Source organism: Cytobacillus oceanisediminis, assembly GCF_004366035.1.
Taxonomy (GTDB): Bacteria; Bacillota; Bacilli; order Bacillales; family Cytobacillaceae; genus Cytobacillus; species Cytobacillus oceanisediminis_C.
Map to the genome: position 1 here is coordinate 171,082 of NZ_SOEE01000005.1, position 25,047 is coordinate 196,128.

Annotated in this window: 24 protein-coding genes; 5 read left to right on the forward strand and 19 right to left on the reverse strand. The window is 44.2% G+C overall.

The window, feature by feature from the left end:
• Window positions 1–7: 7 nt before the first annotated feature.
• From yhfZ to DFO72_RS30410, 3 genes are all read right to left on the reverse strand, one after another.
• A complete protein-coding gene (gene yhfZ, locus DFO72_RS14045; protein ID WP_113882289.1) occupies window positions 8–940 on the reverse strand; it encodes a GntR family transcriptional regulator YhfZ in 933 nt (310 codons plus the stop codon).
• 408 nt (window positions 941–1,348) lie between these two features.
• The gene (locus tag DFO72_RS14050) at window positions 1,349–2,155 is read right to left on the reverse strand and encodes a YwqG family protein (RefSeq protein WP_113882511.1); all 807 of its coding nucleotides are present in this window, start codon (window positions 2,153–2,155) and stop codon (window positions 1,349–1,351) included.
• A 303-nt stretch (window positions 2,156–2,458) separates the two neighbouring features.
• Window positions 2,459–3,388, reverse strand: coding sequence for a methyl-accepting chemotaxis protein (locus tag DFO72_RS30410; RefSeq protein ID WP_113882290.1), 930 nt, complete (start codon window positions 3,386–3,388; stop codon window positions 2,459–2,461).
• Window positions 3,389–3,673: 285 nt separating this feature from the next.
• On the opposite strand from DFO72_RS30410, the gene DFO72_RS14060 reads away from it, so the two are divergent.
• Window positions 3,674–5,200: an alpha/beta hydrolase gene (locus DFO72_RS14060; protein WP_113882512.1), complete on the forward strand. Its 1,527-nt coding sequence runs from the start codon at window positions 3,674–3,676 to the stop codon at window positions 5,198–5,200.
• 482 nt (window positions 5,201–5,682) lie between these two features.
• Here the strand turns inward: DFO72_RS14060 and DFO72_RS14065 are convergent, their stop codons facing one another.
• On the reverse strand, window positions 5,683–6,894 hold the full coding sequence (locus DFO72_RS14065) for an MFS transporter (RefSeq protein ID WP_113882291.1): 1,212 nt from the start codon (window positions 6,892–6,894) through the stop codon (window positions 5,683–5,685).
• 267 nt (window positions 6,895–7,161) lie between these two features.
• On the opposite strand from DFO72_RS14065, the gene DFO72_RS14070 reads away from it, so the two are divergent.
• Window positions 7,162–8,781 carry an SWIM zinc finger family protein gene (locus DFO72_RS14070; protein ID WP_113882292.1) on the forward strand — a complete coding sequence of 540 codons (1,620 nt, stop codon included), beginning with the start codon at window positions 7,162–7,164 and terminating at the stop codon, window positions 8,779–8,781.
• Entirely contained in the window at window positions 8,774–11,593 is a 2,820-nt protein-coding gene (locus tag DFO72_RS14075; RefSeq protein WP_113882293.1) for a DEAD/DEAH box helicase, read from the forward strand. The genes DFO72_RS14070 and DFO72_RS14075 overlap by 8 nt, the downstream gene beginning before the upstream one ends.
• A 7-nt stretch (window positions 11,594–11,600) precedes the next feature.
• Here DFO72_RS14075 and DFO72_RS14080 read toward each other — a convergent pair whose 3' ends face one another.
• The 3 genes from DFO72_RS14080 to ssb all read right to left on the reverse strand — a co-directional run bounded on the left by DFO72_RS14080 (window position 11,601) and on the right by ssb (window position 12,783).
• Entirely contained in the window at window positions 11,601–11,987 is a 387-nt protein-coding gene (locus tag DFO72_RS14080; protein WP_113882294.1) for a hypothetical protein, read from the reverse strand.
• Window positions 11,988–12,226: 239 nt separating this feature from the next.
• Window positions 12,227–12,409 (reverse strand): hypothetical protein, encoded by a 183-nt coding sequence (locus tag DFO72_RS14085; RefSeq protein ID WP_243856176.1) that lies wholly within the window; start codon window positions 12,407–12,409, stop codon window positions 12,227–12,229.
• Window positions 12,410–12,414: 5 nt separating this feature from the next.
• On the reverse strand, window positions 12,415–12,783 hold the full coding sequence (gene ssb / locus DFO72_RS14090) for a single-stranded DNA-binding protein (RefSeq protein WP_113882296.1): 369 nt from the start codon (window positions 12,781–12,783) through the stop codon (window positions 12,415–12,417).
• Window positions 12,784–13,052: 269 nt separating this feature from the next.
• On the opposite strand from ssb, the gene DFO72_RS14095 reads away from it, so the two are divergent.
• Complete coding sequence (locus DFO72_RS14095; RefSeq protein ID WP_113882297.1) at window positions 13,053–13,511, forward strand: YwpF family protein; 459 nt, start codon at window positions 13,053–13,055, stop codon at window positions 13,509–13,511.
• A 50-nt stretch (window positions 13,512–13,561) separates the two neighbouring features.
• Here DFO72_RS14095 and DFO72_RS14100 read toward each other — a convergent pair whose 3' ends face one another.
• The 8 genes from DFO72_RS14100 to spoIIID all read right to left on the reverse strand — a co-directional run bounded on the left by DFO72_RS14100 (window position 13,562) and on the right by spoIIID (window position 18,850).
• On the reverse strand, window positions 13,562–13,888 hold the full coding sequence (locus DFO72_RS14100) for a hypothetical protein (RefSeq protein WP_243856168.1): 327 nt from the start codon (window positions 13,886–13,888) through the stop codon (window positions 13,562–13,564).
• A 119-nt stretch (window positions 13,889–14,007) separates the two neighbouring features.
• A complete protein-coding gene (gene fabZ / locus DFO72_RS14105) occupies window positions 14,008–14,436 on the reverse strand; it encodes a 3-hydroxyacyl-ACP dehydratase FabZ (RefSeq protein WP_009332168.1) in 429 nt (142 codons plus the stop codon).
• A gap of 52 nt (window positions 14,437–14,488) precedes the next feature.
• Window positions 14,489–14,719 carry a hypothetical protein gene (locus DFO72_RS14110; RefSeq protein ID WP_134177258.1) on the reverse strand — a complete coding sequence of 77 codons (231 nt, stop codon included), beginning with the start codon at window positions 14,717–14,719 and terminating at the stop codon, window positions 14,489–14,491.
• Window positions 14,720–14,737: 18 nt separating this feature from the next.
• On the reverse strand, window positions 14,738–15,007 hold the full coding sequence (locus DFO72_RS14115) for a DNA-directed RNA polymerase subunit beta (RefSeq protein WP_113882300.1): 270 nt from the start codon (window positions 15,005–15,007) through the stop codon (window positions 14,738–14,740).
• 17 nt (window positions 15,008–15,024) lie between these two features.
• The gene (locus tag DFO72_RS14120; protein WP_113882301.1) at window positions 15,025–15,852 is read right to left on the reverse strand and encodes a flagellar hook-basal body protein; all 828 of its coding nucleotides are present in this window, start codon (window positions 15,850–15,852) and stop codon (window positions 15,025–15,027) included.
• A 34-nt stretch (window positions 15,853–15,886) separates the two neighbouring features.
• Entirely contained in the window at window positions 15,887–16,726 is an 840-nt protein-coding gene (locus DFO72_RS14125) for a flagellar hook-basal body protein (protein WP_113882302.1), read from the reverse strand.
• A gap of 329 nt (window positions 16,727–17,055) precedes the next feature.
• Window positions 17,056–18,057 carry a rod shape-determining protein gene (locus DFO72_RS14130; RefSeq protein ID WP_113882303.1) on the reverse strand — a complete coding sequence of 334 codons (1,002 nt, stop codon included), beginning with the start codon at window positions 18,055–18,057 and terminating at the stop codon, window positions 17,056–17,058.
• Window positions 18,058–18,577: 520 nt separating this feature from the next.
• Window positions 18,578–18,850, reverse strand: a complete 273-nt coding sequence (gene spoIIID, locus DFO72_RS14135) for a sporulation transcriptional regulator SpoIIID (RefSeq protein ID WP_009332173.1) — start codon at window positions 18,848–18,850, stop codon at window positions 18,578–18,580.
• Window positions 18,851–19,543: 693 nt separating this feature from the next.
• Here spoIIID and DFO72_RS14140 point away from each other — a divergent pair.
• A complete protein-coding gene (locus DFO72_RS14140; protein WP_113882304.1) occupies window positions 19,544–20,182 on the forward strand; it encodes a LysM peptidoglycan-binding domain-containing protein in 639 nt (212 codons plus the stop codon).
• Window positions 20,183–20,264: 82 nt separating this feature from the next.
• Here the strand turns inward: DFO72_RS14140 and DFO72_RS14145 are convergent, their stop codons facing one another.
• The 4 genes from DFO72_RS14145 to DFO72_RS14160 form a co-directional block, all read right to left on the reverse strand.
• Window positions 20,265–20,927, reverse strand: coding sequence for a 3'-5' exonuclease (locus DFO72_RS14145; RefSeq protein ID WP_113882305.1), 663 nt, complete (start codon window positions 20,925–20,927; stop codon window positions 20,265–20,267).
• 18 nt (window positions 20,928–20,945) lie between these two features.
• The gene (locus tag DFO72_RS14150) at window positions 20,946–22,856 is read right to left on the reverse strand and encodes a DUF294 nucleotidyltransferase-like domain-containing protein (RefSeq protein ID WP_113882306.1); all 1,911 of its coding nucleotides are present in this window, start codon (window positions 22,854–22,856) and stop codon (window positions 20,946–20,948) included.
• Window positions 22,837–24,507, reverse strand: coding sequence for a sodium:solute symporter family protein (locus DFO72_RS14155; RefSeq protein WP_113882307.1), 1,671 nt, complete (start codon window positions 24,505–24,507; stop codon window positions 22,837–22,839). The genes DFO72_RS14150 and DFO72_RS14155 overlap by 20 nt, the downstream gene beginning before the upstream one ends.
• Before the next feature lie 93 nt (window positions 24,508–24,600).
• Window positions 24,601–24,903, reverse strand: coding sequence for a DUF4212 domain-containing protein (locus DFO72_RS14160; protein ID WP_019380636.1), 303 nt, complete (start codon window positions 24,901–24,903; stop codon window positions 24,601–24,603).
• Between the last annotated feature and the right edge of the window lie 144 nt (window positions 24,904–25,047).

Here is a 25,047-nt window from a genome sequence, read left to right on the forward strand (position 1 = left end):
TAGTTTCTTAATAGTGAGGATACTTTTTTCCTTCCTCCACCAGCCTTTGGGTCTCTTCCACTTTATTTAACTGGAGGATCTGGATTTGTTCCATGATATTTGTTCTTTCACTTTCTATGACAATAGATGCTCTGGTTGCTTTTATGGCCAATTCCTTTGCCTTCTTTGATTTAAAGTCAGAGGAGGCAAACGTTTTTAGTGCCCTCGCTTCATCAGCATTCCAAACCGCTGCATCAATACTGCCATTCTTCAGCATATTGAAAAGCTGCATATAGTCCACCTTTATCAGTTCAACCTGGTGCTTTTCACATTCAAGGAGGGTAATATTTGCCTGGTCGGCAGATGAATAGTCAATTCCAATTTTCATGCCATCAGTAATCTCGCTGTTTTTGCTATCTGAAAAAAAGACTTTATGGGACGTTACATAGGTCTCCGGCCCAAGTGTATGGAGAATTTCCAGGCCCTCAAACTCCTGTACTGCCTCTTCTGCCGCCAGCTGGGACATAATCGCAAAATCGTAGCGCCGGGTTTTTAATGATTCGATCCGCCTTCTGGCTCCTCTCATATAAGCAAGGCCAGACTTCTTGTTGATTTCCTCAAACCCTTCGACAATACCAGTTGCCAATCCCTCATACTTGCGGGAATAAGGCAGCGGCATTACGCCCATCACTGGTCCGATGCCGGCAATCTCATACAGCAGGTTGATGTCCCTCTTCTTCAGAAAGGTCCCAAGATGCCCTCTGGATTCAAGAGCTATTGCATGCAAATCCTCCAGCACTCTTAATGCACCCTGCACAGTTCCCCGGCCCAATGATAGCTTTTCTGTAAAATCACTTACCCGGGGGATTCTCTCTCCCTCTGAAAACTGAATGAGCTCCTTCGCAATAAACTTTGCTGCCAGTCCATTCTTTGAATATAAACTTTCCCAAATACGGCTCATATTGTAATACCTCTTTACCTTTGATCAATATACGAAAAACTGTATATTATAAGTGTAGCGGTTATTTTTTATTAATTCAAGAGTTTTCTAACTTTTTCGCAATTTAATATTGCTAATTTCTTTTACTCTTCTTAGGCAGGGGGTTTCGCTTGTCAATGAGTCTGTTGATTTCCACCGCGGACACATGTCTCCCCGAGCGGGCATTGAAAAGCAACCATCTTTATTTTTCTATTAGTTTCCTGAGCTTCTTCTGTTCGAAGGGGCTTCTAGTTCGGACTCAAACTCTCGGATTTCTGCATCTCCTGTCCGAAGAAGCTTCAGGTTCGGACTCGACCGCTCAGGTTATCCTTTTTCTGTCCAAATGCGAACCCCTTCATTCAGTTATCTCCTCTAATTGGAATTGGTACTTTAGCAGCAATCCCAATTATAAAGAACATCTGTAAAATTCATCTTCCGCAAATCCTCTTCCTTAATAAAGAAGTTGGCAACACCGCTGTCCCCAAACATCAGCTCAATATCATCGTCCGTATCCGCCTGGAACAGCAAAATCGTATAATCACCTGTTGGGTCACCTTTTTCTCTAGGGTCCTGCTGGGTGAAGTAGGGATAGCCGCCCATTTTATGGCCCTCAGCACCTAATTCCTCGAAGTAAAGCTCATGTAAATCCTCATAGTCTGGATGATCGATGGTTTCAAATAAGTCAATATTGACCAAGTCCTCAAATCGAAAATCATCAGCAGGTACAGGAGCGATCTTAAGGCTGAAAATCATCTTTGCTTCCTGCACTATCGGATCAAATTCATCACCTAAGCCAGGTATATACGAAAAATCTGTCACAAGATCTGACTCATCTTTCACGCCATTTGGATGATAAACAACCCGGAAATTCTTTTGAGCAGCCGGGTTATCAAAATCAAGTCCGTACATATCATCAACCGGCGAGAGATAGAATTGAAGAATTCCGCTCTCAGGCATCGGCTCAATGTGAGGAACTTTTTCAAAATTGATTTGCGCAAATAGATTCATATAATTTCCCTGCTCATCCTTTGGATGTTCGCTCGTTTTTGGAAGGTAGGGCTTTCCTCCGAACTTGCTTTCAAAAAGTGTGGTCTCCCCTCTTTCTGCATGTATGCTGACAAACGGTTTAGCTGTTTTTTCTAATTCACTCCGATATTTTTCAAATTCCTTAGGCAGCTTTAAAGTTTGATTTCCCATGCTATTTTCCTCCCGTTTCTCTTTATCGATAAATTCGTCCAAAAATACGGCTATGTATTGCTCTAAATCCGTTGTTATTTCTTGTGAGATTGATCCAGAAGCTCCCCGAACAATTTGCTTCCAGGGATTTTTTTCAATACTAAGAATCTGAGCCTTTAACTCTGAAGTGAATGTCTTATGGAGATATTTCATAAAATTATCTCCTCTCTCCAAAAATAAACAGGATATATGTAAATTCGCCAGCCTCATTCATTCTTCCTATCTGCAGAAAAAAAGAGCTGCTATAAAGCAGCCCGCATTTTTCTATAAAATACTCTTAAAACCCTTCGCCTGTTCATCCAGCTTTATTGCAGCTTCCCCGATATCTTTAAATGCGGATACAGCCTGCTCATTAAGAACCTGGTTTTCAGTTATGCCTGACTGTGATTGCAGAGTTGCGTCACTAATTTTGTTGATTTCATCTGATATTCCTTCGATGTGGGCATTGACTTCCTGGATGGAGTCCTGCACCCGGTTTGCGAGCTTTCGCACTTCTCCGGCAACGACGTTGAAGCCTCTGCCATGTTCGCCGGCACGTGCTGCTTCAATAGCTGCATTTAAGGCCAGGAGGTTCGTTTGGGCCGCTATTTCACGGATTGTTTTTACGATGCTGCCGATGGATTGTGCCTGTGATTTAAGAGAATGGAGGATTTCCAGGTTTCCTTTGGACTCGTGAACGAGCCTGGCTATTGCCTGAGCTGCCTCTTCGCTTCTTTCAATTCCAGCTTTTGCTTTTTCACTAAGGGCTTCTGACATTGCCTGAAGCTGGAATGCTACCTGCGCTGTATTCGTTTCCCTTTCTGTAATATCCGTAGCAACCTTTACAACACCTTCTACTCTGCCATCATTCCCAAATACCGGTGTGTATGTCGCCTCGAGCCAGATAAGATCTCCTTGCTTGGTCACACGCTGAATCTTTTCCTGAAAGCTTTTGCCATTGCGCAGATTACTCCAAAGCTCCTGATATTCCCTGCTGGCGGCAAATTCAGGGGTGCAAAATTGCTTATGCATCATATTTGGCATTTCTTCTGCCCGATATTTGACAGTGCGGGCAAAATTCTCATTTGCCCACAGCACTTTCCCGTTCCCATCAAATTCAATCATGGCCAGAGAATTTTCAATTGCAGCCAAGACAGCTTCTTTTTCAAGAACCTGTGTGCTTTTAAAATGACTCGGCTTATAAGTTGTAAGCATGCTCTTCCTCTTTTCAAAAAAAGTTTGTCAGAACAAATCCCTACAAGAAGACTGATCCCATGTAAGTGCTGGCCGGTTGCGCTACTAGCTTGAATTCTCATTGCTTCCAACCTGTTCCGCATATAAGACTATAGTACTAGCAGCGGTCATGCATCACAATTTTCAATGCGCGGCCTACTTTTTATACTGAAAATTCAAATAAATTAATCACTAAGACCCATGATTCCCATAATTAGTAAAAGTAGAATAGAACTGTAAGAGATTTTGCAGAAGGGATGGATTTATCTGAAAAATAAGCTAATCGCATTATTACTGGCATCTGCTTTAAGCTTTTCACTTGCTCCTGAAAGAAGTTTTGCCGAGCAAACCTATGCGGAAAACCAGGCTATAATACCCGGTGCGCATACAGTAACTGAACAATACTTTGACGGTGTGGACAACAACTGGATGACCACCAAGAATCCCCGCCAATATCAGCAGGCGACCCTTTACGGCAACATTGGTCTTGCCCCTTATCTTTGGGGAAATGCCGCGGAAGGAACTGGATGGCATCAAATGTACAAGCCTTCTTCTGTCACGGGAACACAGGTAAATGGTATTTTTGAAGATGCCCAGTTTGTCATAAGGGTTCCGGATCATTGGAATGGCCGGCTTGTTGTTTCGGGAATCCCGGCTACACGAAATGAAACTTCAACCGACCTGCTTTTCAGCGATTATGTCCTGGAAAAAGGATATGCTTTTGCAGCAATTGATAAAGGCACCCAGGGTGAGGCTGATACTGCTGATCCATTTGCAAAAGTAAAGAATGCCTTAGCCGATGAGGATGATAGTGTTGCAGAATGGCATCAGCGGTTCCGGCAGGTTACGAAAGCCGCACAGCAGTACTTAGTTAGCCACTATTCCGAAGGGCTGATTGATCCGGCTGACTCTTCCGACCCGGCGAGCGATTTAGTATCGTCAGAGCATAAGATTCCTACATATGCAATGGGAATTTCCAATGGCGGATACGTCGTTCGTTATGCACTTGAAAATGATCATCCGGAGAAAACTGGTGAACCTCGGCTTTTTGATGGAGGAGTCGATTGGGAAGGCGTGTTATGGACAGAGAAAAAGCCTAATTTAATCAGTTCGCTGACCACCGTTGTGAATCATGCGGAGGAAGCTTTGTATGGAAGCGGCAAAATACAGCAGAAAGCGATGAAAGAGCTTTACAAAGCAGGATTGCCTAAAGGATCGGAAAAGTTGTGGGCCTATCATGATCAGGTATATTGGTTTATCTCCCTGAATATCTATCGGGACCACTTTGATCCGGAAGCCCCAGGCCGTACTCAATGGAGCAATTACCTGAACTTTGTTAATGGCGTGAGAGACCGATCCTATGATTCTATCTTTGAAGATTATAAGTATGTGACCCGTCCAAAAGAAGTGAAAGAAAATATTAAGGAAGTGGCCAATACTGGAGATATAGATGTGCCGCTCATCTCTTTCACCGGTTCCCTTGATTCGCTGATATTCCCTGATATTCATGCAAAGGGATATCAAAAGCTTGTCCAGAAAGCCGGAAAGCAGGATCTGCACCGAATGTATACCATTGAAAACGGCAACCATGTTGACAGCCTTGTCTGGAACAGCTCCACCGATCCTGATAAAGAACTTCAGCCTTTGCTGCCTTACGCTCACCAGTCATTCGACTTGCTTGTCGACTGGGTGGAAAACGGAAATGCTGCTCCTGAGAGCCAAACGGTCAATGATCCGGAGAACCCGGTTAAGGTTATTGATCTGAAAACAGGGCAGGAACGGGATCCCCGTTAGGTTGAGGCAGGAGTGTTGGTCTGCAGTCTTAAAGGCGGCTATCCGCAAGTAAAAATTTCTATCCGCAAGTAAATTGTCGTCATAAGCACAGAAAAAATTTTATCCGCAAGTTAATTGAGGCTATCCGCACATAAACTGATTTTAGTGATCATGAAAGCATCCCAGTGCTGTTTTTATGGAAAAAATATGCCCCAATCGTTATGGATTGGGGCTTTTAGACTTCCTATTAATTGTTTTTTAGTAAATGAGCGGATAAATTGTTGATAAATCTACCATTCGGACTTCAATAAGGAAACTTCTGCTCTGCACAAAGCTGACAAGAGTTCGGACTCCAACTGGATTATTCCTACTCGCACTGTCCGAAGGTGACACAGGTTCGGACTCCAACTGACTAATTTCTACCCGACTTATCCCAAGATGACACGGATTCGGTCTCCAATTAAAAAATTCCCGCTCAGCCTGTCCGAAGCTCCTCTATTATATCAGCGATGCACCTTCCTGCTCCCCGCCATCAGCCACACCACAACAGGAAGCAGACCAAAGGAAACCACCGTAATCCCCGTCCAGCCCCCAGTCTGCCATACCAGGCCGGCGAGTGTTCCTCCGGTTGCGACTCCAAGGTAATAGCTTACGAGATAGATGCTCGAGGCACCGGCTTTGTGATGGGCAGCGCGCTCATTTACAATAGCCGCCATCAGTGAATGCGCCACAAAGAATCCCAGACAGGTCAGGCATAGACCTATTACAATTACTGATAAAGAGTGAACATTGGTAAGCAGGGTCCCTCCTATTAAAATGATTGTTCCAACCGAGACCAGTGTAGTTTGCCTAAAATGTGCAGACAGTCTTCCGCCCAGGATGGAGCCAACTATACCGAAGCTGTACGCCAGGTAGGTAAAAGAAATATTTTTTACAGAAAGATGAAAAGGGTCCTGTTCGAGGTAAAAAGGCAGGTACGTCCATACTCCTGTAAACGAGAACTGGAGGAGGATTCCCATCGCGAACGCAGGGAAAAGTTCCGTGTTTTTCAGATGTGAGCCCATACCTGATAAGTCTTTTTGAACAGATATTTTACTGGGCTTAAAATAATGAGATTTTGGCAGAGCCATAAAATAAATGATGAATAACAGAATGGAGAACCCCAATAGGAAGTAAACAGAAGTCTGCCAGCTGGCCATATCAGCAATATACCCGACGAAGATGCGGCCGGCCATTCCGCCAATGGCATTGGCTGCAATATACATGGTGATGCCGAGACTGACGCTTCTAGAATCCAATTCCTCGCCCAAATATGCGATGGCAGCGGCAGGCAGCCCCGCTATACAAATCCCCTGAAGGAAACGCAGTACCAGAAACGTTTCAAAATTAGGCGCAACGGGCAATAGCACTAGCGGAATAATAGTGCAGACAAGCGTAATATTCATTATCGAAACCCGCCCGATTCGATCAGATAGAAACCCGAAGAATAACAATCCGAAAATCATAGAAACCACAGCAGCAGACAGTGATAAACCGGCTGTTGCCGATGTGATGTCAAATGCTTTCACGAGCAGCGGCATAATCGGCTGCACAAAGTATAAATTAGCAAATACTAAAATGGATGCACTCGTCATCGCAATCATAATTTTTTTGAAGCCGGCATCATGCAGCGAATATTTATCAGGTTCCTGTTGTTTTGCATTTACAGCAGTCATGTTCCCACCCAGTTCCTTTAAAGCATTAAATCCATCATACCATTTTATTTCAAAGGAATCGAAAATTCCGACAATGTTTTTCCCACACGATTCCCATTAAGAACTTCCCTCAACTATATTTGAAACAGCTCGCACCTTCATTCCAACTGCCCTAAATGTTATAATATAGGAATGTACTTTGGAACGTGGGGACTGGCTGGTTGTCCCCTACGGAACGCTGGGACAAGGAACCTGTTCCTTTGTCCCACCAAACAAGGGGGTTGAAGGATGATTCCGGAGCGGTTTTTGGAGCCTTTAGAGTTTGCAGCGAATGAGCTGAAGGGATTGCTGCGGGCTGAGAATGAGGAAGATGCGCGCCTGGTGCAGAAGGGGCTGATGCTTTTTCGGCAGGGGCTTGTGTATCAGCTTCGCTTTGAAGATGATAAGGTTTTGGCAACGGTCCAGGATGTGACTCCCGCAAAGGTTGAACTTAATCTTGAGTTCATTCATTTGAGCGAGTGTTCCTGTCCGGCTGAAGGTTTTTGCCGCCATCAGACTGCTGTATTTCTGCAGCTTCTCTCTAAAGCCAGGAGTGTGTCCATGTGGATTGAAGAGTGGAGAAAGCCGATAAAGGAAAAGCAGACAGCCAAGAATTGGGGGCTTCAAAGAGCGAAGGATCTTTTGAAATCCTCCGGTCAGCTGAAGACGGGTTATGACGGCTGGGTTGCCGGATTCGAGGAAAGCTTTACCGAGCTGCTGGAAAAACAAGGAGAGCCTCGTCCCTATGTACTCCCTGAGCTTTTCCATGTTTATCTGCGCCGCATGAAAGCGGGAGCACCGGTTGAACAGGAATGGAAGCTGCTGTATCTGCTTATCGGCTATGTCTTTTCTTTTAAAAAGCTGATGGCGCTAAGCAAGAAGTACGGCCATGGCGAAGAGTTGATTGACCGTTATTACCGCCATCTCTATCAGTCCCTGATGGAAGATTCCGTTGAGATAATGAACAAACTGTCGGTGCACTCTCTTCCCTTCGCTTTCGATCAATATATTGAAAAGCTGAAAGATGATTCCGCCGGGCTGATCACCGGTTCTTTTGGCTTGGATTATGAGCGGGCCCATTTATACCGGCTGTTATGGACACATTTTTTCAAAAAGAAAGAATGGCGTGAAGCGGAGATCCAGAAGCTGGAATCCTTCATCAAAGAGGAATCGCCTATTCTTCCGTCTGTGGCAGGCTATGTGCACCTTCATATCCTTGAACGCAATGATGAACAGGCACTCAGTGTTTTAAATGTGCCAAATCACTTAATGACTCCTTACATGCTTTACTGGATCGATTATTTTTCGGCCAATAAGGACTGGAACCGGATGGGTCCTTATGCAGAAGCATTTATCCATAAATTACGCGATTATTTGAAACAATCTGATGACTATTATGCCTGCATGGATTTTACCAGGATGGCCATCAAGGCTATTTCTCCTTATTGCCTGGAATGCAGCAAAATGGATTTATACGAGAAAGCATTGATGGAAACTCTGCCGTACAGCTACAGCGACTATGAATACCTGCTTTTTGAAAAAGGCGAATTCATAAAATGGGCAGATCTGCAGGCGTTTATTGGCTTTGATATTGAATCTTTAGGCAAGGACCGGATCAGGGAAATCAGCAAAATGGAACCCTCCATCCTCCTGCCTCTCTATCATCAGGCCATCACTGCCCATATCAATATGAAAAACAGGGATCATTACCGCGAGGCTGTAAGGAAAATGAAAAAGCTTCGCACACTGTACAACAAGCTGAAACGCCAGGAAGACTGGCAGCTTTTTCTTGAATTGCTTCTTGAAAAAACGAAACGTCTCCGCGCCTTTCAGGAAGAATGCAAAAGGGGTAAGCTAATCGATGCTTAAAACGAGATTTCTCCATGTGAAAGTGAAACCAATAAACAATGACCGCTACCTGATTTTTGCCGTCAACGAAGAAGGCCGCCTCCTGTCTCCAAAAGAATGGATGCCGCTTCTTTTTAACCATCACAGAGAAAGTTTTTTTGGAACCATGCTTGATGCTGTTGATGTGGACGGGATTAAAGGGATCTCTGTAAGCGGCTGGCAGCTCGTTACCCTGTTTGCGGCTGAGCAGTTCAACCGTTTGATTGATTGGAGCTGGGATGAAACTGCCGAAATTCTGCTGGCTTCCTCTCATGCACTTTACGATTCGATCGTGGAAAAAGAATGGATGCCGGATTTTGCCGCCTGGGAACAGGATCAATTCCGCTGGGCACTGCCGGAAAGCGTGGTTGCCGAATTCGGCACAAACTTTTGGGACCAGACTGTAGAAGGCTCTCCTGTCAGGGAGTTTATCGGAGATTTATTTCACCGCTCCCTTGATGGATATATGAATCAGAATCAGGAAGCGAAAGCGCAGTTCGGTGAAAAGCTTGAAGCATTGCGGAGTGAGCACCTCTCACCAAGGGATCTTGCTGCTTATTTTGATGAAGAAAGCTGGCAGGAATGGATCGGGGTCAAAGCAAATGAAGCTCCTTTTTCGATTGGACTTAAGCTGGAAGAGCCCGGGGATATTGATTCCAGCTGGGATCTGGCGATTTTCCTCCGCGGAAAACATAATTCTGATGTCTTTGTTGACTTAAAGGACTATTCGAATTATCCCCACGACTGGCATGATTTTGAAGATTCTATTGACAAAGAGATCGAACGCTGGCTTGAGCTATTCCCATGGCTTGAAGGCAAGCCTGGGATGATCTCCACTTCACTGACTGAAGATGAAGCCTGGACTTTTCTCACTGAAGCGAGCGAAACCCTGCTTGCACTTGGCGTGGAAATCCTCCTTCCTTCGTGGTGGCAGGCTATGAAAAACGCAAGCCTAAAGGTCAAAGCGAAAGTGAAGGGAACCGGCAGCCACCGTCCTTCGTTTGTCGGCCTGCAGTCCATGCTTGATTATGATTGGCGCTTCAGCATGAACGGCGTCGATTTAACCGAGGATGAATTCCGGGGCATGGTTGAGGAAAAAAGACGGCTTGTCTACATTCGCGGCCGCTGGATCAAGCTGGATCCCCATTTTGTCCGCCATATTCAGGATTTAATGAAGAAAGCGGAAAAAGAAGGATTGCATGTCCGCGACCTGATAGAACAGGAGCTTATGGCTGACGAGAGCACGCAGGAAGACGAGCTGGATAATCCTAAGGCTTTTGCCCGCATTCAGATTGAGCTTAACCGCCAGTGGAAACAGATGGTGAAGCAGCTGCGCGATATCAAAAGTCTTCCGCTTGAAGAGGTCCCTGCAAGCTTCAAGGGTGATCTCCGCCCTTATCAGAAGCTCGGCATGAGCTGGCTGCTGTTTCTTCGCCGATATGGCTTTGGCGCCATTCTGGCAGATGATATGGGGCTTGGAAAAACGATTCAGCTGATCTCTTATCTTTTAAAGGTAAAGAAAGACGAAGACAGCGGCCCATCACTTATCGTCTGCCCTACATCTGTCCTCGGCAACTGGCAGAAGGAAATCGAGCGCTTTGCACCTGGCATGAGCGTTTATCTCCATTACGGTTCAAACCGCCTGAAGGGCGAAAGCTTTTCTGAAAAAGTAATGGAGTCTGATATTGTGCTGACCTCCTATGGATTAACCCATATGGATCTGGAGGATTTTGATACCATCGAGTGGAGCTCCATTTCGATTGATGAAGCCCAAAATATTAAAAATGCCCAGACAAAGCAATCGCGGGCTGTCCGAAAGTTAAAGGGCAAGCACCATATTGCCCTCACCGGCACGCCCATGGAAAATCGGCTAACCGAGCTCTGGTCCATTTTTGACTTTACCAACCACGGCTATCTCGGCAGTCTCGGGCAGTTTCAGAAGCGCTATGTACTGCCGATTGAGAAGGATGATGACAAGGATAAAGTCAGGCAGCTGCAGGCATATATCCGTCCCTTCCTGCTCCGCCGCACGAAGAAGGATGAGGATGTGGCCCTAAACCTGCCTGATAAGCTTGAGCAGAAGGAATATTGTCCTCTTACTGCTGAGCAGGCTTCACTATACGAGCAGCTTGTCCAGGATACATTCGCACAGATCGAAAAGCTGTCCGGGTTTGAGCGCAAAGGTCTGATTCTGCAGTTATTAAGCCGATTAAAGCAGCTGTGCAACCATCCGGCCCTTTATTTAAAAGAGGAAAAGCCTAAGAATGCCCTTGAACGTTCTGTAAAGCTTGAAAAATTAAGCGAGCTTGTCGGTGCTGTACATGAGCAGGGAGAAAGATGCCTGATTTTTACCCAGTATATTGAAATGGGGAACATGATCGCCCGCTTGCTGAAAAAACAATTCGGATTCGATGTGCCGTTTTTAAACGGCAGCGTGCCAAAACAGGAACGGGATCATATGATCAGCCGTTTTCAAAATCACGAATTCCCGGTTTTCCTGCTGTCGCTTAAAGCTGGCGGAACCGGTTTGAATCTGACGGCAGCAAACCATGTCATCCATTATGACCGCTGGTGGAATCCCGCCGTCGAAAACCAGGCAACCGACCGCGCATACCGGATTGGGCAAAAGCGCTTTGTTCATGTCCATAAAATGATTGCCACTGGGACACTCGAAGAGAAGATTGATGCCATGCTCGAAAAAAAGCAGTCCCTTAATGATCAAATTATTACGAGCGAGAATTGGATTACCGAGCTTTCAACAGATGAGCTGAGAGATCTGGTTCACCTGACATAAATTTTGTTCAGTCTTCAAGTCCTTGATATGCATAAAGGCTTGAAGGCTTTTTTTTTATTTTCGCATATTCAGGCTTGTTAGGCTTTTGCGTCAGAAAAGTTACTTTGCTGCCTTCTTTTATAATAAAACAGGATAGCAGCTGGTATGTAGGGCTCTTGTCCCCGGCGTTTATTGCCACCTGGCCGAATAAGAAGTTGAATTTGTAGTGAAGAAACATTTCCTTATCGTTGAATGTGAGTGAAGTATGGCTTCTAAGAGGAATTCTATGATAGGATTTACTACTCTGTAGCTGGATAAGCTGAAGTGCATCAAAGAAGCTTGGCTGATGATTGGTGTTTAATCTTTTATTTGCTGTTTGAAAATACAGGTACCCGGTTTCATCTCCTTTATCCACTAAATTGCACCTCCTCTTTATTATTTTCAAAAAATATATTCGACACATTCCGTGAAAATCCTCCCTGATTCTTAATGCCTAAATGCAATATTTATTTTTCACAAACAGCTTTATCACCATTTAAAGTTAGAAATAACCCGGCACACGAGTACCGGGTTTCAAATTTAGGGGAAGTACTGGGGATATGATTGATTCTCTATAGGGAAGGAAAATATGTGGACAGCTGATTGGGGGAGCCGTCAGTTCATGATGGTTAATCGTCCAGGTTTCTCCCGGGCTCCATTTTGCATAGCAGTTTCACGAATGAAGGATTCAAGCTGGAGAACCCGTTTATTCAGGTCATCGACTCTTTGGTTCGATTTACCGAGCATCTTTATGAGGCTTTCGAGCATATACTCCAATGCCTTTTCTCTTTCAGACACTTCCTTCAAAATGGCAGTTCCTCCTTGGTCACGGTCACCGGGAATTCCTCTGTCTTCTTCCGGTCAAGAAAGCGGACCGATTCCGCTACCACCTCTGTTACATAAATGCGTTTCTTTTCCTGATTATCATAATGCCTCGTCTGAATTCTCCCGGTTATCCCAATCAAGGTGCCCTTCCGGCAATACTGGGATGTATTTTCCGCCGTTTTCTTCCATAAGGTACACTGTACAAAATCCGCATCGATATCACCCTTCTGGCTGCGGTATTGGCGGCTTACTGCCAGCGTCACATTTGTCACAGGAATTCCTTCCTGTGTCCGTTTCAGCTCAGGATCCCTTGTCAGTCTTCCAACCAGGGTCACTTGATTAATCATAGGTTTTCATCTCCTCTCTTTGATATTTTCATCATATCCGGAACCTCTTCACTGTGTAAAAAAGACAAAAAGTGTTTTTTGCAGTGCTTTTTCAGCAAAAACACCCTAAAAATTCATTTCTCAGCCCTGTTTCTGCAAAAAACGGCCCCTAAAATCAAAATTTCAGCATTTATAAAAAGAAAATTCGACAAACCCTCAAATTCGCTTTCCGTTTGGCCTGTGTTATAATTTTTTTTATAGACAACTTATTTTAGAGATGGAGGTAAGCCATGAAAACATTTAAACTTGTTTCTCTGCAATTGGTGGAAGAAAATGGCCTGATTGATATTCAACTGGATGATGGATTGATTATCAATAAAGAAGACGAGAAGAGCACCTGGCTCCTGGAGGCATTTATTGATAAATCCTATCTTGAGTACTTCAAAAAGCGCGCTGATGACAAGGACGAGCTGACCATCCAAGTTGTTATTACGAAAAAAGAAAACGATCCAGCCGCATTCCAAACTAAAATTACCTCTATCAGTGAACTGGAAAACCATATCAGCATCCTTTTTGAAGGGTCACTCAAAAGAACGAAAAATGATTATGCCGAACTGCTGCTTAAGGACCTCTTGGACAAGGGCTTTATTGGAGACAGCCTGCTTGATGAATTCAAAGTTAAGATGCAAGGCAAGCCGCGCCTGGCTGCTGCAAAAAAGAAAAATAAAGAAACTCCCGCTCAATCATGACGGGAGTTTTTCTTTAGAAAAGGACAGGTTCACCCCTGTCCTTGCCTTTTTTACTTATCTTTATTATCTTTATCCTGCATATCCAGTTTATCTTCAACAGCATCTTCACCCGGCTCGTTGTTGTCTTCCATCATGTCGCCGTCATCATCTGTGTTGATGTCGTTGTCGTCCGTGTTTTCATTCAGATCATTCGTCATATCGCCGTTGTCACCGTTCATATTGCCATCATTTACATCGCCGTTATCTTCAGTGATTGTATCATCTTCCGGCGGCGGCTCCTGATTATCTGTGGCACAGCCTGCTAGAAGCATGGCAGAAAGAACGGATCCTCCGATAAGTGTTAAAAGCTTTTTATTCATCGTAAAAGCCCCTTTCATAAGGTTGTATTGTTGACCTGCTGCATTGGTCTTCCTTTATATTTCCCAAAAACCTAAACAACTTGCATATTTTTTTACAGAAAAAATCCCGTACGCTCGGTACGGGATTTCTCTTATCGTTACCTTTCTATTGCAAACATAATTTCAGCTTCCATTGCCACTTCGCCCTCTACAGTCGCAACGGCTTTTCCTTTTCCGATTCCTCTGCGGACGGAGAGCAGTTCGACTTCCATGATGAGTGTATCGCCCGGACGCACCTGGCGTTTCCAGCGGCATTTCTCCACACCGGCAAAAAAGGCAAGTTTACCTTTATATTCATCCAGTGACAGCAGGGCAACAGCACCTGTCTGTGCACAGGCCTCAAGCGTCAGGCATCCTGGAAAGACATTGTAATTTGGGAAATGTCCATTAAACACTTCCTCGTTGGCACTTACATTCTTTTTGCCGACGGCTCTTTTTCCAGGTTCAAGCTCTTCAATGGAATCCACAAACAGAAATGGGTATCGGTGAGGGATTATTTCTTTAATTTCTTCGACATTCAACTTCATATGTATCGCTCCCCTGCAGTATTTAGTACCAGATACTAATAATAGCTTATATTTATTTTACTAAAAAATTGCCCGGACGCAAAGCGGAAAGAACAAAAGCGGAAGCGCCTTGATCAGCTCCTACAGGCATAAGACGAATCATACAGGAAATTCTGATTTCTGGAATGATTTGGCTTATGACCCGAGGGGTGGCGCTGGAGCTGGATCCAGATAATTTTTCATCAAAGTTATTCTCATCGTTATATATTACAAATTCCAAGACAGCAAAAAAGAAGGGCATCATCACCCTCCTCTTCATTTTCTATTCTTTTTCAATTAATTCCACAATATGCATCCAGGTGGATTTTGTAAAAATATCTTTTACTTCCCCGCCGCCGATGACTCCATACCCGACCGCGGCTCCTGCCGTAACGCTCAGGAAAATTAAAAGCACGACAATAATAATCCGAAGCCAGATCGGAATGAGGCGAATGCGAACCCGCCCTTTACGCGGTGATTCTTCTTTGCTGTGTTCTTTTTTCAGTTGTTCACGCGTCTTGACTGCTTCTTGATTACTGTTGTTTACTGACATTTTATTTCCCCTTTTACCTAACGTATTCCGTTGATCAGCCCCATCATTTGATCAGCCATGGAGACAGATCTTGACTGAAACTGATATGCCCTCTGCAGGTTGATCAAATCTGTCATTTCCTTGGACATATCCACATTGGATTGTTCAAGGGAACCCTGGGCCATACCTATCTGGCCGCGGAGCGCACCGTTCAGCTCTGTATAGATCCCCTCGCCGTCAACTCCATCAGGAAGACCGAGAAGATTATCCCCTTTTTGCTCCAGGAACTGAGGCTTGTTAATCAGAACTATTCCAAGATTGAATTCCTGGATGGCACCATTGGCTGCTTCTGCCAAAAAGCTGCCTGTTTCGGTCACTTTAAAATTTTTAGCTTGTCCATTCATTATAATCGAATTATTATTTTCATCAAGAACAGGAAGTCCGTCACCAGTCACAAGCATGATCTCATTATCTGAAACCGGTGTTAAATAAAAGGCGCCCGATCTGGTAAAACGCACAGCTGCCCCCTCTTCGGTCTGCTCCAGCACACGGAAATACTGCCCTTCTTTTGTGAAGGCAAGATCAAGCGGCCGTTCGGTTGCCTTTAAGGCACCCTGCTTCATGACAATTTGGGACTGCGCGAGCTTTGCTCCTACTCCTTGCCTGATGCCTGCAGGTGTCAGTCTCGCTGTCTCCGCATTCGGATTCCGCTGATTATGGAACTGCTGAAAAAGCAAATCGGTAAAATTGGCTTCTCTTCTTTTATAGCCCGCTGTATCAATGTTGGCTACATTATGACTGACAATATCCATCTGCTTCTGCAGCTGGGCCAGAGTATTCGTTGCCGTGATCATGGTTCTATTCATTGTTCTTCCCCCTTAGCGGGTCTGCCGCAGGACATTAGCCGATCCGTCCGATTTCATTTGCGGCTTTCTCCATACTGCGGTCATAAGCCTGCAGGACCTTTTGGTTTGCTTCAAAAGAGCGATAGGCGGTCATCATATCAGTCATCGTCCGGGAAGCATCTACATTGGAACGCTCCAAATAGCCCTGCTGCAGCTTGAATTGGACATTCTGTGCATTATAGGCATTCTCAAGGACACTTTCTTCTGTCACTGCAAACAGTCCGTCACCCTCTTTACGCAGGCTTTCAGGGTTTTGTGCATACATAATGCCCAATCTCGCTGTTTCACCCGCTTCACCTGTTATCACACCATCTTCACTCACTGTAAAGCGGTCATTGGAGAGCTGAATCCGTTCACCCGCATCATCCAGAATATATAATCCGCTCGCTGTCGTTAAATAACCTCCGCCATCAATGGTAAAGTTTCCATTCCTTGTATAGCGCGGCTCGCCATCAATACCTGCTGCTGTATAAAAGACAGATCCTCTTAAGCCAGTATCCGGATTAACAGGCAGATTAAGATCAAGCAAGGCCAGGTCCGTATTCAGGCCTGTTTCCTTCACATCTCCCTGCATGAAGGATGGCAGCGTCTCCTGCATATAGACCCCTGTATTCAGGCTGCCCACTTCCTGATTAAAAGGAAGATTAAGGCCTTTCTCGGTCGGAACTGTCTGCTGGCCCATGCGATGCAAAAGCATCTCAGGAAAAGCCCTCAAGCTCGTCTGATCTGCTTTAAAGCCGGGCGTATTGGCATTCGCCATATTATTCGTCAGCACTTCTGTTCTCCGCTGCTGCGCAAGCATCCCGGAAGCAGCTGTGTAGAAACCTCTAAACATCTTTAATCACCTCTAAATTGCAATTCCGAACATCTATTTACCTCTATTATAAGAAACTTTCCGACAATAAACATTAAAAATCTGAAGAATTAAGTCAGATTTTGAAAAAAGCTGTACCTTTTTTTAATCGGCTGGAATAGGAGAAAGTTTACTAAAGATATTCACTTATTGATATCGGTCAGATTTCATTTTTATCGTTCACATTTTTTATATATCGGCCAATTTAGAATTTTATCGGTGAATTTCTAAATTTTTCGGTCACTTCGCTCAATAACAGCATTTGAGCTGCTCCCAAAAGAAAAACCCGCCAAAAGGCGGGTTCCTCACTATTATACAAGCTTCTTCTTTGGAAGCTTATCAATATTATCAAGCATGATACCTGTTCCAACGGCTACGCAGTCCATCGGGTTTTCTGCAATTAAAACAGGGACTTTCAGCTCTTCAGCCAGAAGCTGGTCGATTCCGTGAAGAAGGGCCCCCCCGCCTGTTAAAATAACCCCGCGATCGATGATGTCTGCAGACAGTTCAGGCGGTGTGCGTTCAAGCACGCTTTTGGCAGCCTGTACGATGATTTCAACGGATTCTGCCAGAGCACCCTGAACTTCTTCAGAGCGTACGGTAATCGTTCTTGGCAGACCCGAAACCATGTCACGGCCGCGGATTTCCATTTCCTCGCTTTTGCCGCCAGGGAATACGGTCCCGATTGATACTTTAATATTTTCCGCAGTTCTTTCGCCGATTAAAAGCTTGTACTCTTTTTTGATATATTGAAGAATTTCGTTGTCAAATTTATCTCCGGCCATCTTAATGGAAGAAGACGTTACAATGTCTCCCATTGATAAAACTGCCACATCTGTTGTACCCCCGCCGATATCGACAACCATGTTTCCGCTCGGCTGAAAGATATCCATGCCTGCTCCAATTGCAGCAACTTTTGGTTCTTCTTCAAGATATATTTTTTTGCCGCCGCTTTTTTCAGCAGCTTCCCTAATCGCCTTCTGCTCAACACCTGTTACATTTGTCGGGCAGCAGATTAAAATGCGCGGCTTTGATAAGAAGCCTTTAACATTCAGTTTGTTGATAAAGTGCTTCAGCATCGCTTCTGTCACATCAAAGTCGGCAATAACCCCGTCTTTTAGCGGACGGATTGCCACAATGTTCCCTGGTGTGCGTCCGACCATGCGTCGCGCCTCTTCCCCTACGGCCAGTACTTTGTTTGTATTTTTATCAATTGCCACTACAGATGGTTCATTCAGCACAATTCCGCGTCCTTTAACGTGGATTAGCACGTTGGCAGTTCCTAAATCAATCCCAATATCCCTAGCAAACATTTTTCTTTTTCCTCCTTGCAAAATGGCCAGCTTCTGTCCGCACCTTTGAAGGCTCTCTCTATTTAGGCATTCTTAAAGCGAACTTCGCTTATAAATTTTTAGTTAGATGTTCAAGTCATTATTCGCAATTGCAGTTTAAGCCACGCAAAAAAATCAGTTCTTTTAAAAAGAAATGATTTTGCCCGGCGTCTCTTTAGGAGTCCTAGTCTTTACGAACCAAGTTCTATCCTAATTTTATATTTTAACACATTCCTTGTGAAAGCAGTAACATTTTGACAGATTTTGTGAGACTTTTTGAGGGTTTTTGTCGAAATGAGGAAATTGATGCAGGCGACTTAGGAAGGGGCTTAAATCCATATAGCAAAGCCTTGGATCAGGCCATGGAAACAGCTTATGATCTTTTAGCCCCCGGAGCCGCATGAAGGTTCATCATGTAACAGCAAAAGAAAAATTGCCATGATACAGCTAAAAACGGCAGTCTTTAGCCTTTGACGCCTTTATCAGCGCCTTTTGAATCTTTTCATTTAACTGGCTCTTCTTCCATTTCTTCTTTTTTGTATTTCATTTTTGTGGCTTCACCGCCGCGCAGATGACGGATCGATTTATGATAATCCAGGATTTCCTTTACTTCGTTTGCCAGTTCAGGATTGATTTCAGGTAGTCTTTCCGTCAAGTCTTTATGGACTGTACTTTTGGATACGCCAAACTCCTTCGCGATTACGCGAACCGTTTTTTTCGTCTCCACGATATACTTTCCAATCTTGATAGTTCTCTCTTTGATGTAATCGTGCACACCACTCGCCCTCCCCGATTTGGATGTGAGAAGTGTGAAATGAGACTCGCTTTCTGTCTGGTTTTTAACTGTATTCCGCATGGATTCCTGATTAAATGAACTTAATCGTGCATGCGCCTGAAAGGCTTGCTTTCAGCTTGCGATAATTAAACATGTCCTCAACATATTCATTAGTTTTAGTAAAACGATCCCTCACCTCATACATTCTCTTTGTAAGGTTTGTAACAGTTTATTAGCTTGGGTGAGGTAATATGCACGAAAAACTCAATAGGGACAAGGTTTTGTGTAAATTTTTTGAAAATAGGACATCTGGAGGTCAAAAATTAGAAATGTTTTCAAAAAATTCTTTGGGGTATTTAAAAAATAAGAAGCCTAAAGTCCAGTGATAACTTTCCTAATTTCAAATGCTCAAATGATAAAATCCGGGACTTTCCCCGCAGTTTCGACAAAATCCTTCATTGCGGGGTCTTTCATTTTAAAGTGCATAAACAATTTCTTTAGAATCAGATAAATGCATAAATCTAGTAACTATAGAGCGGATTGAACTATATACATTTTCGGAAACAAGGGAAAAGAGCCAGGAACTCCTCCCTATTGTGAACCGGATATTTATACCGTACTATTTTTCTCGGAAAACAATTCATTTAATTGGTTTTAGAACCACTATATTCCAATGGATAGGATGAACATAGTATGCAAACACGCAAGGAAAGGATTCTAAACGATAAAAGAAAGAAGATAAAAGCAAGAGGAATGGCAGCAGCCAGCACTGTATTCGCTGCAGTAATTGCATCAGCCGGTTTCAGCGCGTCATCAAAAGAAGCTCAGGCATTGACAGGCACCTACAAAGTGAAGCAGGGAGATACTTTATATAAAATCTCCAGGGAACATGATATGACTGTTAAAGAATTGAAAGCGGTTAACCACCTTAAGTCTGACACGATCCATCCAGGGCAAACACTGGAGGTTCGGACGGAGCGTCATACAGAAGAACCGTTCAATAATGAGACAGCTGTATATACCGTGGTGCCGGGCGATACACTATGGGGAATCGCAAAGCGCTACCGTATGAATGTCAATGAACTGAAAAGATTGAACAAGTTAAAAAGTGATATGGTACTCATTAATCAGAAATTGACCATTAAAGGGGATATCTCCAAAATAAAAGCAGTCATCACTGGTGCGGCAGACAACTTTACGGTGGAATTTAAAAACGGGGATGATTATTTCACATTGAAGGTACCCTATGGAACTGCACAGACCTATCAAAAAATGTCAGGAAAAAAAGTCCTGGTGGTTTATAAAGACGAAGCACTAATCAATATACAGTAAAGGTATGGAAAGCCGCATTCCCCGGCTTTCCATAGGTTTAATTACATCACCCATCCGCTCACCAACATTCCAACCACAGTCATTAAAATAGGGATCTCGTTTGACTGTCGGTTGCTTTAATCAATTCCCCCCAGGTTTTATGGCCCCTTTGCTGAAACTGAAAGAGCAGTTCAACAAATAGGTATGCGGTAGTTAAAGCATCCCCTTCTGCACTATGGCGGTCATATATGCGGGTGCCGAATGCCTTGGCATATCTCTCAAGGTCGCGCATATCATAGGACGGGGCGATAAAGCCAATCAAATCCAGCGTGTCAATAGTAAGGAAATTTTTTAAAGCAAGCTTTTCGCGCTTAAATTCACTCTTGATAGCAAGTGCATCAAAGCCTACATAATGGCCAACCAGGCATACAGCTTTCCTTGATTCAACATAATCAAAAAAGCTTTGAATGGCTTCCAATGCCTGCGGGGCATCTTTGACCAGCTCATTGGAAATAGAGGTTAATTCTTTTATTTCCCGAGAAATTTGTCGTTTTGGGTTAACAAATGTCTGAAAAAGGTCCTCTTCCTGCACTTGAAATCCTTTTACCGGGACGGCACCAATCTCAATGATCCGGTCTGCAGCAGATACTTGAAATCCTGTTGTTTCAGTATCAAATATAATAAAACTCAGGTCTTCAAGCGGAGTGGATAACGGAATATTTTCATACGTTAAGGAACATGTCACATTTTTTCTGAGAAAAAACATACCAGCATCCTTTCAGATCTATAGAGAGAATCTTGCGATTGCCTGGCTCTGCAGCTCCCTTAATGTCTTTAAGCTAAGAATCAATTCTTCTTTTTCGCGGGCAGACATCCTTGTAAATGAGATAACAGAAGAGAGTGAGACACCTGTTTTCTCCTGCTGCCAGCGCTGGGTGACATACAATGTCATAATAGTGCTTACTGCTTCCTTTAAATCGTGTGCAAACTCCTTAGGTAATACCTTCTTCTCCTGCAGGAAATCTATTTTTTCCAATGGTGTGCCTGATAGTTTTCCATGTATAAGTGACAGGATCTGCAGACTATGGTGATAGGGAAATAGAATTTCTTTTTTCATATCGATGTTCTTTCTATGCAGCTTGAATAAGGATCGGATCGGCTGATCCAGGGTAGGTATGGCATGTTCCTTTTCCAGCTGTGCCAGCCGGAATAAAAAAATTCTGGACCGCTTAATCTGTTCAGCGGACAGCGCTTCAAATTTCGTATGCAGCCCTTCACTCCCCGCAATCAGCCGATAGGAGAAGAAGTTCTGCGCTAATAATAAATGGTCATTTGTTGAATGGAGCATCCATGTTCGCAGCCTCTCTTCCCATACTGTCAGTGATCCGCGCCATTTCTGTTCACTGCACATCATGAGCCCTTTGCAGCGTGCATAGCCAGCTGCTTCCATATTAGAGGTGATTCTTTTTCCCAGCTCTTCAAAAAATGCCGAGGCTTCTTCTGAATGACTCTCATAAACAAGGAAATGATCCTGATCTGTGAGCATGAACTGTTCTCCACGGCCGCTTGAGCCCATTTGATAGAAAACAAATTCGCATGGCTGCCGCAAACCTCTTTCTCTCAGTTCAGAAATAGATAGAGCTATAATCCTTGCTGCCAGACGATCGTATAGCTTTGTAATGATTTCAAGCATTTTTAATATTGGAACACGATCTCTTATTAAAGAATCAATAATGTCATAGATGCCGGTTTTGATTTGCGGAAGACTGTCCCGGTCGGCTTTTTCAATTTTTTGAACAGTCTTCATCACATTCTCGTTTTTCCTTCTCAGCAAATCTGATAGCGTCACAATCCCTACCACGTTAGTATTTTCCTTGACAGGCAGGTGTTTGACGCCCTTATACAGAATCAGTGAAAGGGCGTCATAGTAATACGCAAACCTTGATATGGTGACTGGATTCTCTGTCATAATGGTTCTTGCCTGAGCAGATAAATCAGCACCTGCAGCAGCTACCCGTTCCACTATGTCTCTTTCCGTAATAATCCCTAACAAGCAATCATTCTCTGCAACGAGGACCGAACTTATTTTCCTATTATGCATTAATTTAGCGGCCTCCTGAATGGATGCGGCCGGACTGACTGCAGCCGCCTCATTGCTCATGACATCCTGAACCCTGATCATGATTGCATCATTTTCTCCATAATCTGTTGCGAGCTTTACCTGTTCGGCAAGAGATGCGTAAACATCTTTCAATCTGATGGCTACCTGCGTCAGCATGTAATCATGAACAGCAGGGTCATCCCATCTTTTTCTCACCACTTCAAACGGAATGAACATCGCCCTTACCTCGCTTGAGGCTTTGACTTCGACCATTGACTCTGTATCGATCTGTTTGGAAACTCCCAGGAAATCGGCGAGGCTGGAAAAACCAATCAATTCCCCTGCCTGAACCACTTCAAGCACTTCTTCCCGTCCATTGTGTTCATTTTTTACCAATACCTCAGAAAGACCTTCTAAAAGGAGAAGAAGCCCTTCACGCGGTTTATCTTTTTTCAGGATAATGTCATTTTTCCCATAGCGGCGGACTTCACACAAAGATAGAAGTGAAAGGGCCGTGTCAGATTCCACCCCATGAAAAAAGGGGTGAAACCGCACAGCCTCCAAATGGTATAGGTTATACAGATTTTGATCCATCATCGTTCATCCATACTTCACCATCTTTATAGACCATTTGCTCCGGATAGCGAAGATCCATAACCTCCTCCTGAATTTTTTGCGAAGGGGCAGCTGTCATAAGAGAAACAATGATATTAGCTGCAAATGCAGCAGCGGCACCAAACACACCAGCACCTGTATCAATGATACCCAGGATGGTAAAGCCCCCATATTTGGCTGTAAAGATATAAGCCAAAGTTACACCTAATCCGACCAGCAAGCCGGCAATAACCCCCTGCGAGTTTGAACGCTTCCACCAGACACCCAGAACAAGCGCAGGGAAGAATGTTCCTGTCGCGAGTGCGAATGCCCAGGCAACAATTTGTGTAATCGCTCCTGGAGGGTTAAGTGCGATAAGGCCTGCCAAAAGAGTGGCGATTACAATGGACCAGCGGGCAACAGAAAGACGTGTCTTTTCAGTTGAGTTGGGTTTTAGCACCCGGTAAAAAATATCGTGGGCAAAAGCGGAAGATATCGCAATCATCAAACCGCCGGCTGTTGATAATGCAGCAGCCATTGCCCCAGCCGCCACAAGACCGATGACAAACAGGCCAAGATTGGCAATTTCAGGTGTCGCCATAACGACAATATCGTTCGAGATAATGAGTTCATTCCACTGCAGTACGCCATCACCATTGCCATCAGCTACTTGCAGCTTGCCTGTATCAACCCATGTCTTCGTCCAGGCAGGCAGTTCCGTAATTTTGCTGCCGGCAACCTGTGTCATTAAAATGAAACGGGAGAATGCGGCGTATGCAGGTGCAGACAGATAAAGCAAGCCGATGAACAGCAAAGCCCATGCTCCAGACCAGCGGGCGGCCTTCATCGTTGATACCGTATAGAAACGGACAATTACATGCGGAAGACCGGCTGTACCAGCCATCAGTGTAAACATAAGGGCCAGGAACTGCCACTTTGTTCCGTTTGTAAATGGTGCAAAATATTCAGAGATTCCAAGCTCCCGGTCGAGTTCACCCATTTTACCGACAAGCTCTCCATAAGAAAGCCATGGAGCCGGGTTTCCTGTAATTTGAAGGGACATGAAAACGACTGGAATGATATATGCGATAATCAAAATGACATACTGAGCAACCTGGGTCCAAGTAATCCCCTTCATGCCCCCAAATGCAGCATAAAAGGCAATAAGAACGACACCGATCATGGTTCCAAGCTTCGCATCAATTTCAAACAGGCGGCCAATAACCACTCCTGAACCGGAAAGCTGGCCAATCGAATAGGTAAAGCTGATGATAATTGTACAAAGAGCTGCAATCACACGGGCTGTGTGGCTGTCAAACCGGTCACCGATGAATTCAGGAACCGTGTAGCGGCCGTATTTCCGCAGCTGTGGTGCCAACAGGAAGGTTAAGAGCAGATATCCGCCCGTCCAGCCCATAATATAGGCAAGACCGTCATAGCCCAGGAGCATGATCGTTCCCGCCATCCCGATAAAGGAAGCGGCACTCATCCAGTCGGCGCCTATCGCCATTCCATTAAAGACTGGCGGCACCCCGCGTCCGGCAACATAGAACTCCGACGTTTCCTTTGCCTTATTATAAATGGCTATTCCAATATACAAAGCAAATGTAGCTAAAATAATGGATAATGAGACCAAAAATTGTGTATCCAAAGACATCCCCCTTTATTACGTACAGATTTATATGACACCCCTTTTATCTCTATCTATTGCGGCAGCTTAAACATCTGCTCATTATTTCATTAATTAATGATCAAGAACTTTCCCTGAGCTGATCTGTTCATTTTTGTTTTCATCAATTCCATATTTCCTGTCAATGGCATCCCCCATTTTGGCATTAACGAACAGCAGAATGATAAAGGTCAGTACAGCTCCCTGTGCGCCCATAAAGTAATGGAATGGAAATCCGTTAATCGAAATATCGCTTAATGGTTCTGCAAAAAAGACCACGCCAAAAGAGGCAAGAAATCCAATAGCAAAATAAATGATCATATTCCGAGTCTTTTCACGGAAATAACTGTCTGCTACTTTTTTATCAATTTTTTTCAAAACTCCACCCCCGGTAAAAATGATAAATGCATCACTCTTGATTCTGATTAACAGACTTTATTGTCAGGAATCACCCCTTTATTGGTTATCTGCAGCTGAACCGCTGCTATTTCACCGGATCCGTTATCCGGACCCGAACAAAAC

What these genes read in the sequence shown, in the direction of transcription:
- DFO72_RS14050 (WP_113882511.1), bottom strand. Translation starts at nt 2,155, where the DNA reads ATGGGAAATCAAACTTTAAAGCTGCCTAAGGAATTTGAAAAATATCGG.
- DFO72_RS14120 (WP_113882301.1), bottom strand. Translation starts at nt 15,852, where the DNA reads ATGAATAGAACCATGATCACGGCAACGAATACTCTGGCCCAGCTGCAG.
- fabZ (WP_009332168.1), bottom strand. Translation starts at nt 14,436, where the DNA reads ATGAAGTTGAATGTCGAAGAAATTAAAGAAATAATCCCTCACCGATAC.
- DFO72_RS14130 (WP_113882303.1), bottom strand. Translation starts at nt 18,057, where the DNA reads ATGTTTGCTAGGGATATTGGGATTGATTTAGGAACTGCCAACGTGCTA.
- DFO72_RS30410 (WP_113882290.1), bottom strand. Translation starts at nt 3,388, where the DNA reads ATGCTTACAACTTATAAGCCGAGTCATTTTAAAAGCACACAGGTTCTT.
- DFO72_RS14065 (WP_113882291.1), bottom strand. Translation starts at nt 6,894, where the DNA reads ATGACTGCTGTAAATGCAAAACAACAGGAACCTGATAAATATTCGCTG.
- DFO72_RS14140 (WP_113882304.1), top strand. Translation starts at nt 19,544, where the DNA reads ATGCAAACACGCAAGGAAAGGATTCTAAACGATAAAAGAAAGAAGATA.
- DFO72_RS14115 (WP_113882300.1), bottom strand. Translation starts at nt 15,007, where the DNA reads ATGTCAGTAAACAACAGTAATCAAGAAGCAGTCAAGACGCGTGAACAA.
- yhfZ (WP_113882289.1), bottom strand. Translation starts at nt 940, where the DNA reads ATGAGCCGTATTTGGGAAAGTTTATATTCAAAGAATGGACTGGCAGCA.
- DFO72_RS14125 (WP_113882302.1), bottom strand. Translation starts at nt 16,726, where the DNA reads ATGTTTAGAGGTTTCTACACAGCTGCTTCCGGGATGCTTGCGCAGCAG.
- DFO72_RS14075 (WP_113882293.1), top strand. Translation starts at nt 8,774, where the DNA reads ATGCTTAAAACGAGATTTCTCCATGTGAAAGTGAAACCAATAAACAAT.
- DFO72_RS14150 (WP_113882306.1), bottom strand. Translation starts at nt 22,856, where the DNA reads ATGGATCAAAATCTGTATAACCTATACCATTTGGAGGCTGTGCGGTTT.
- DFO72_RS14110 (WP_134177258.1), bottom strand. Translation starts at nt 14,719, where the DNA reads ATGATGCCCTTCTTTTTTGCTGTCTTGGAATTTGTAATATATAACGAT.
- DFO72_RS14070 (WP_113882292.1), top strand. Translation starts at nt 7,162, where the DNA reads ATGATTCCGGAGCGGTTTTTGGAGCCTTTAGAGTTTGCAGCGAATGAG.
- DFO72_RS14095 (WP_113882297.1), top strand. Translation starts at nt 13,053, where the DNA reads ATGAAAACATTTAAACTTGTTTCTCTGCAATTGGTGGAAGAAAATGGC.
- ssb (WP_113882296.1), bottom strand. Translation starts at nt 12,783, where the DNA reads ATGATTAATCAAGTGACCCTGGTTGGAAGACTGACAAGGGATCCTGAG.
- DFO72_RS14100 (WP_243856168.1), bottom strand. Translation starts at nt 13,888, where the DNA reads ATGAAAGGGGCTTTTACGATGAATAAAAAGCTTTTAACACTTATCGGA.
- DFO72_RS14145 (WP_113882305.1), bottom strand. Translation starts at nt 20,927, where the DNA reads ATGTTTTTTCTCAGAAAAAATGTGACATGTTCCTTAACGTATGAAAAT.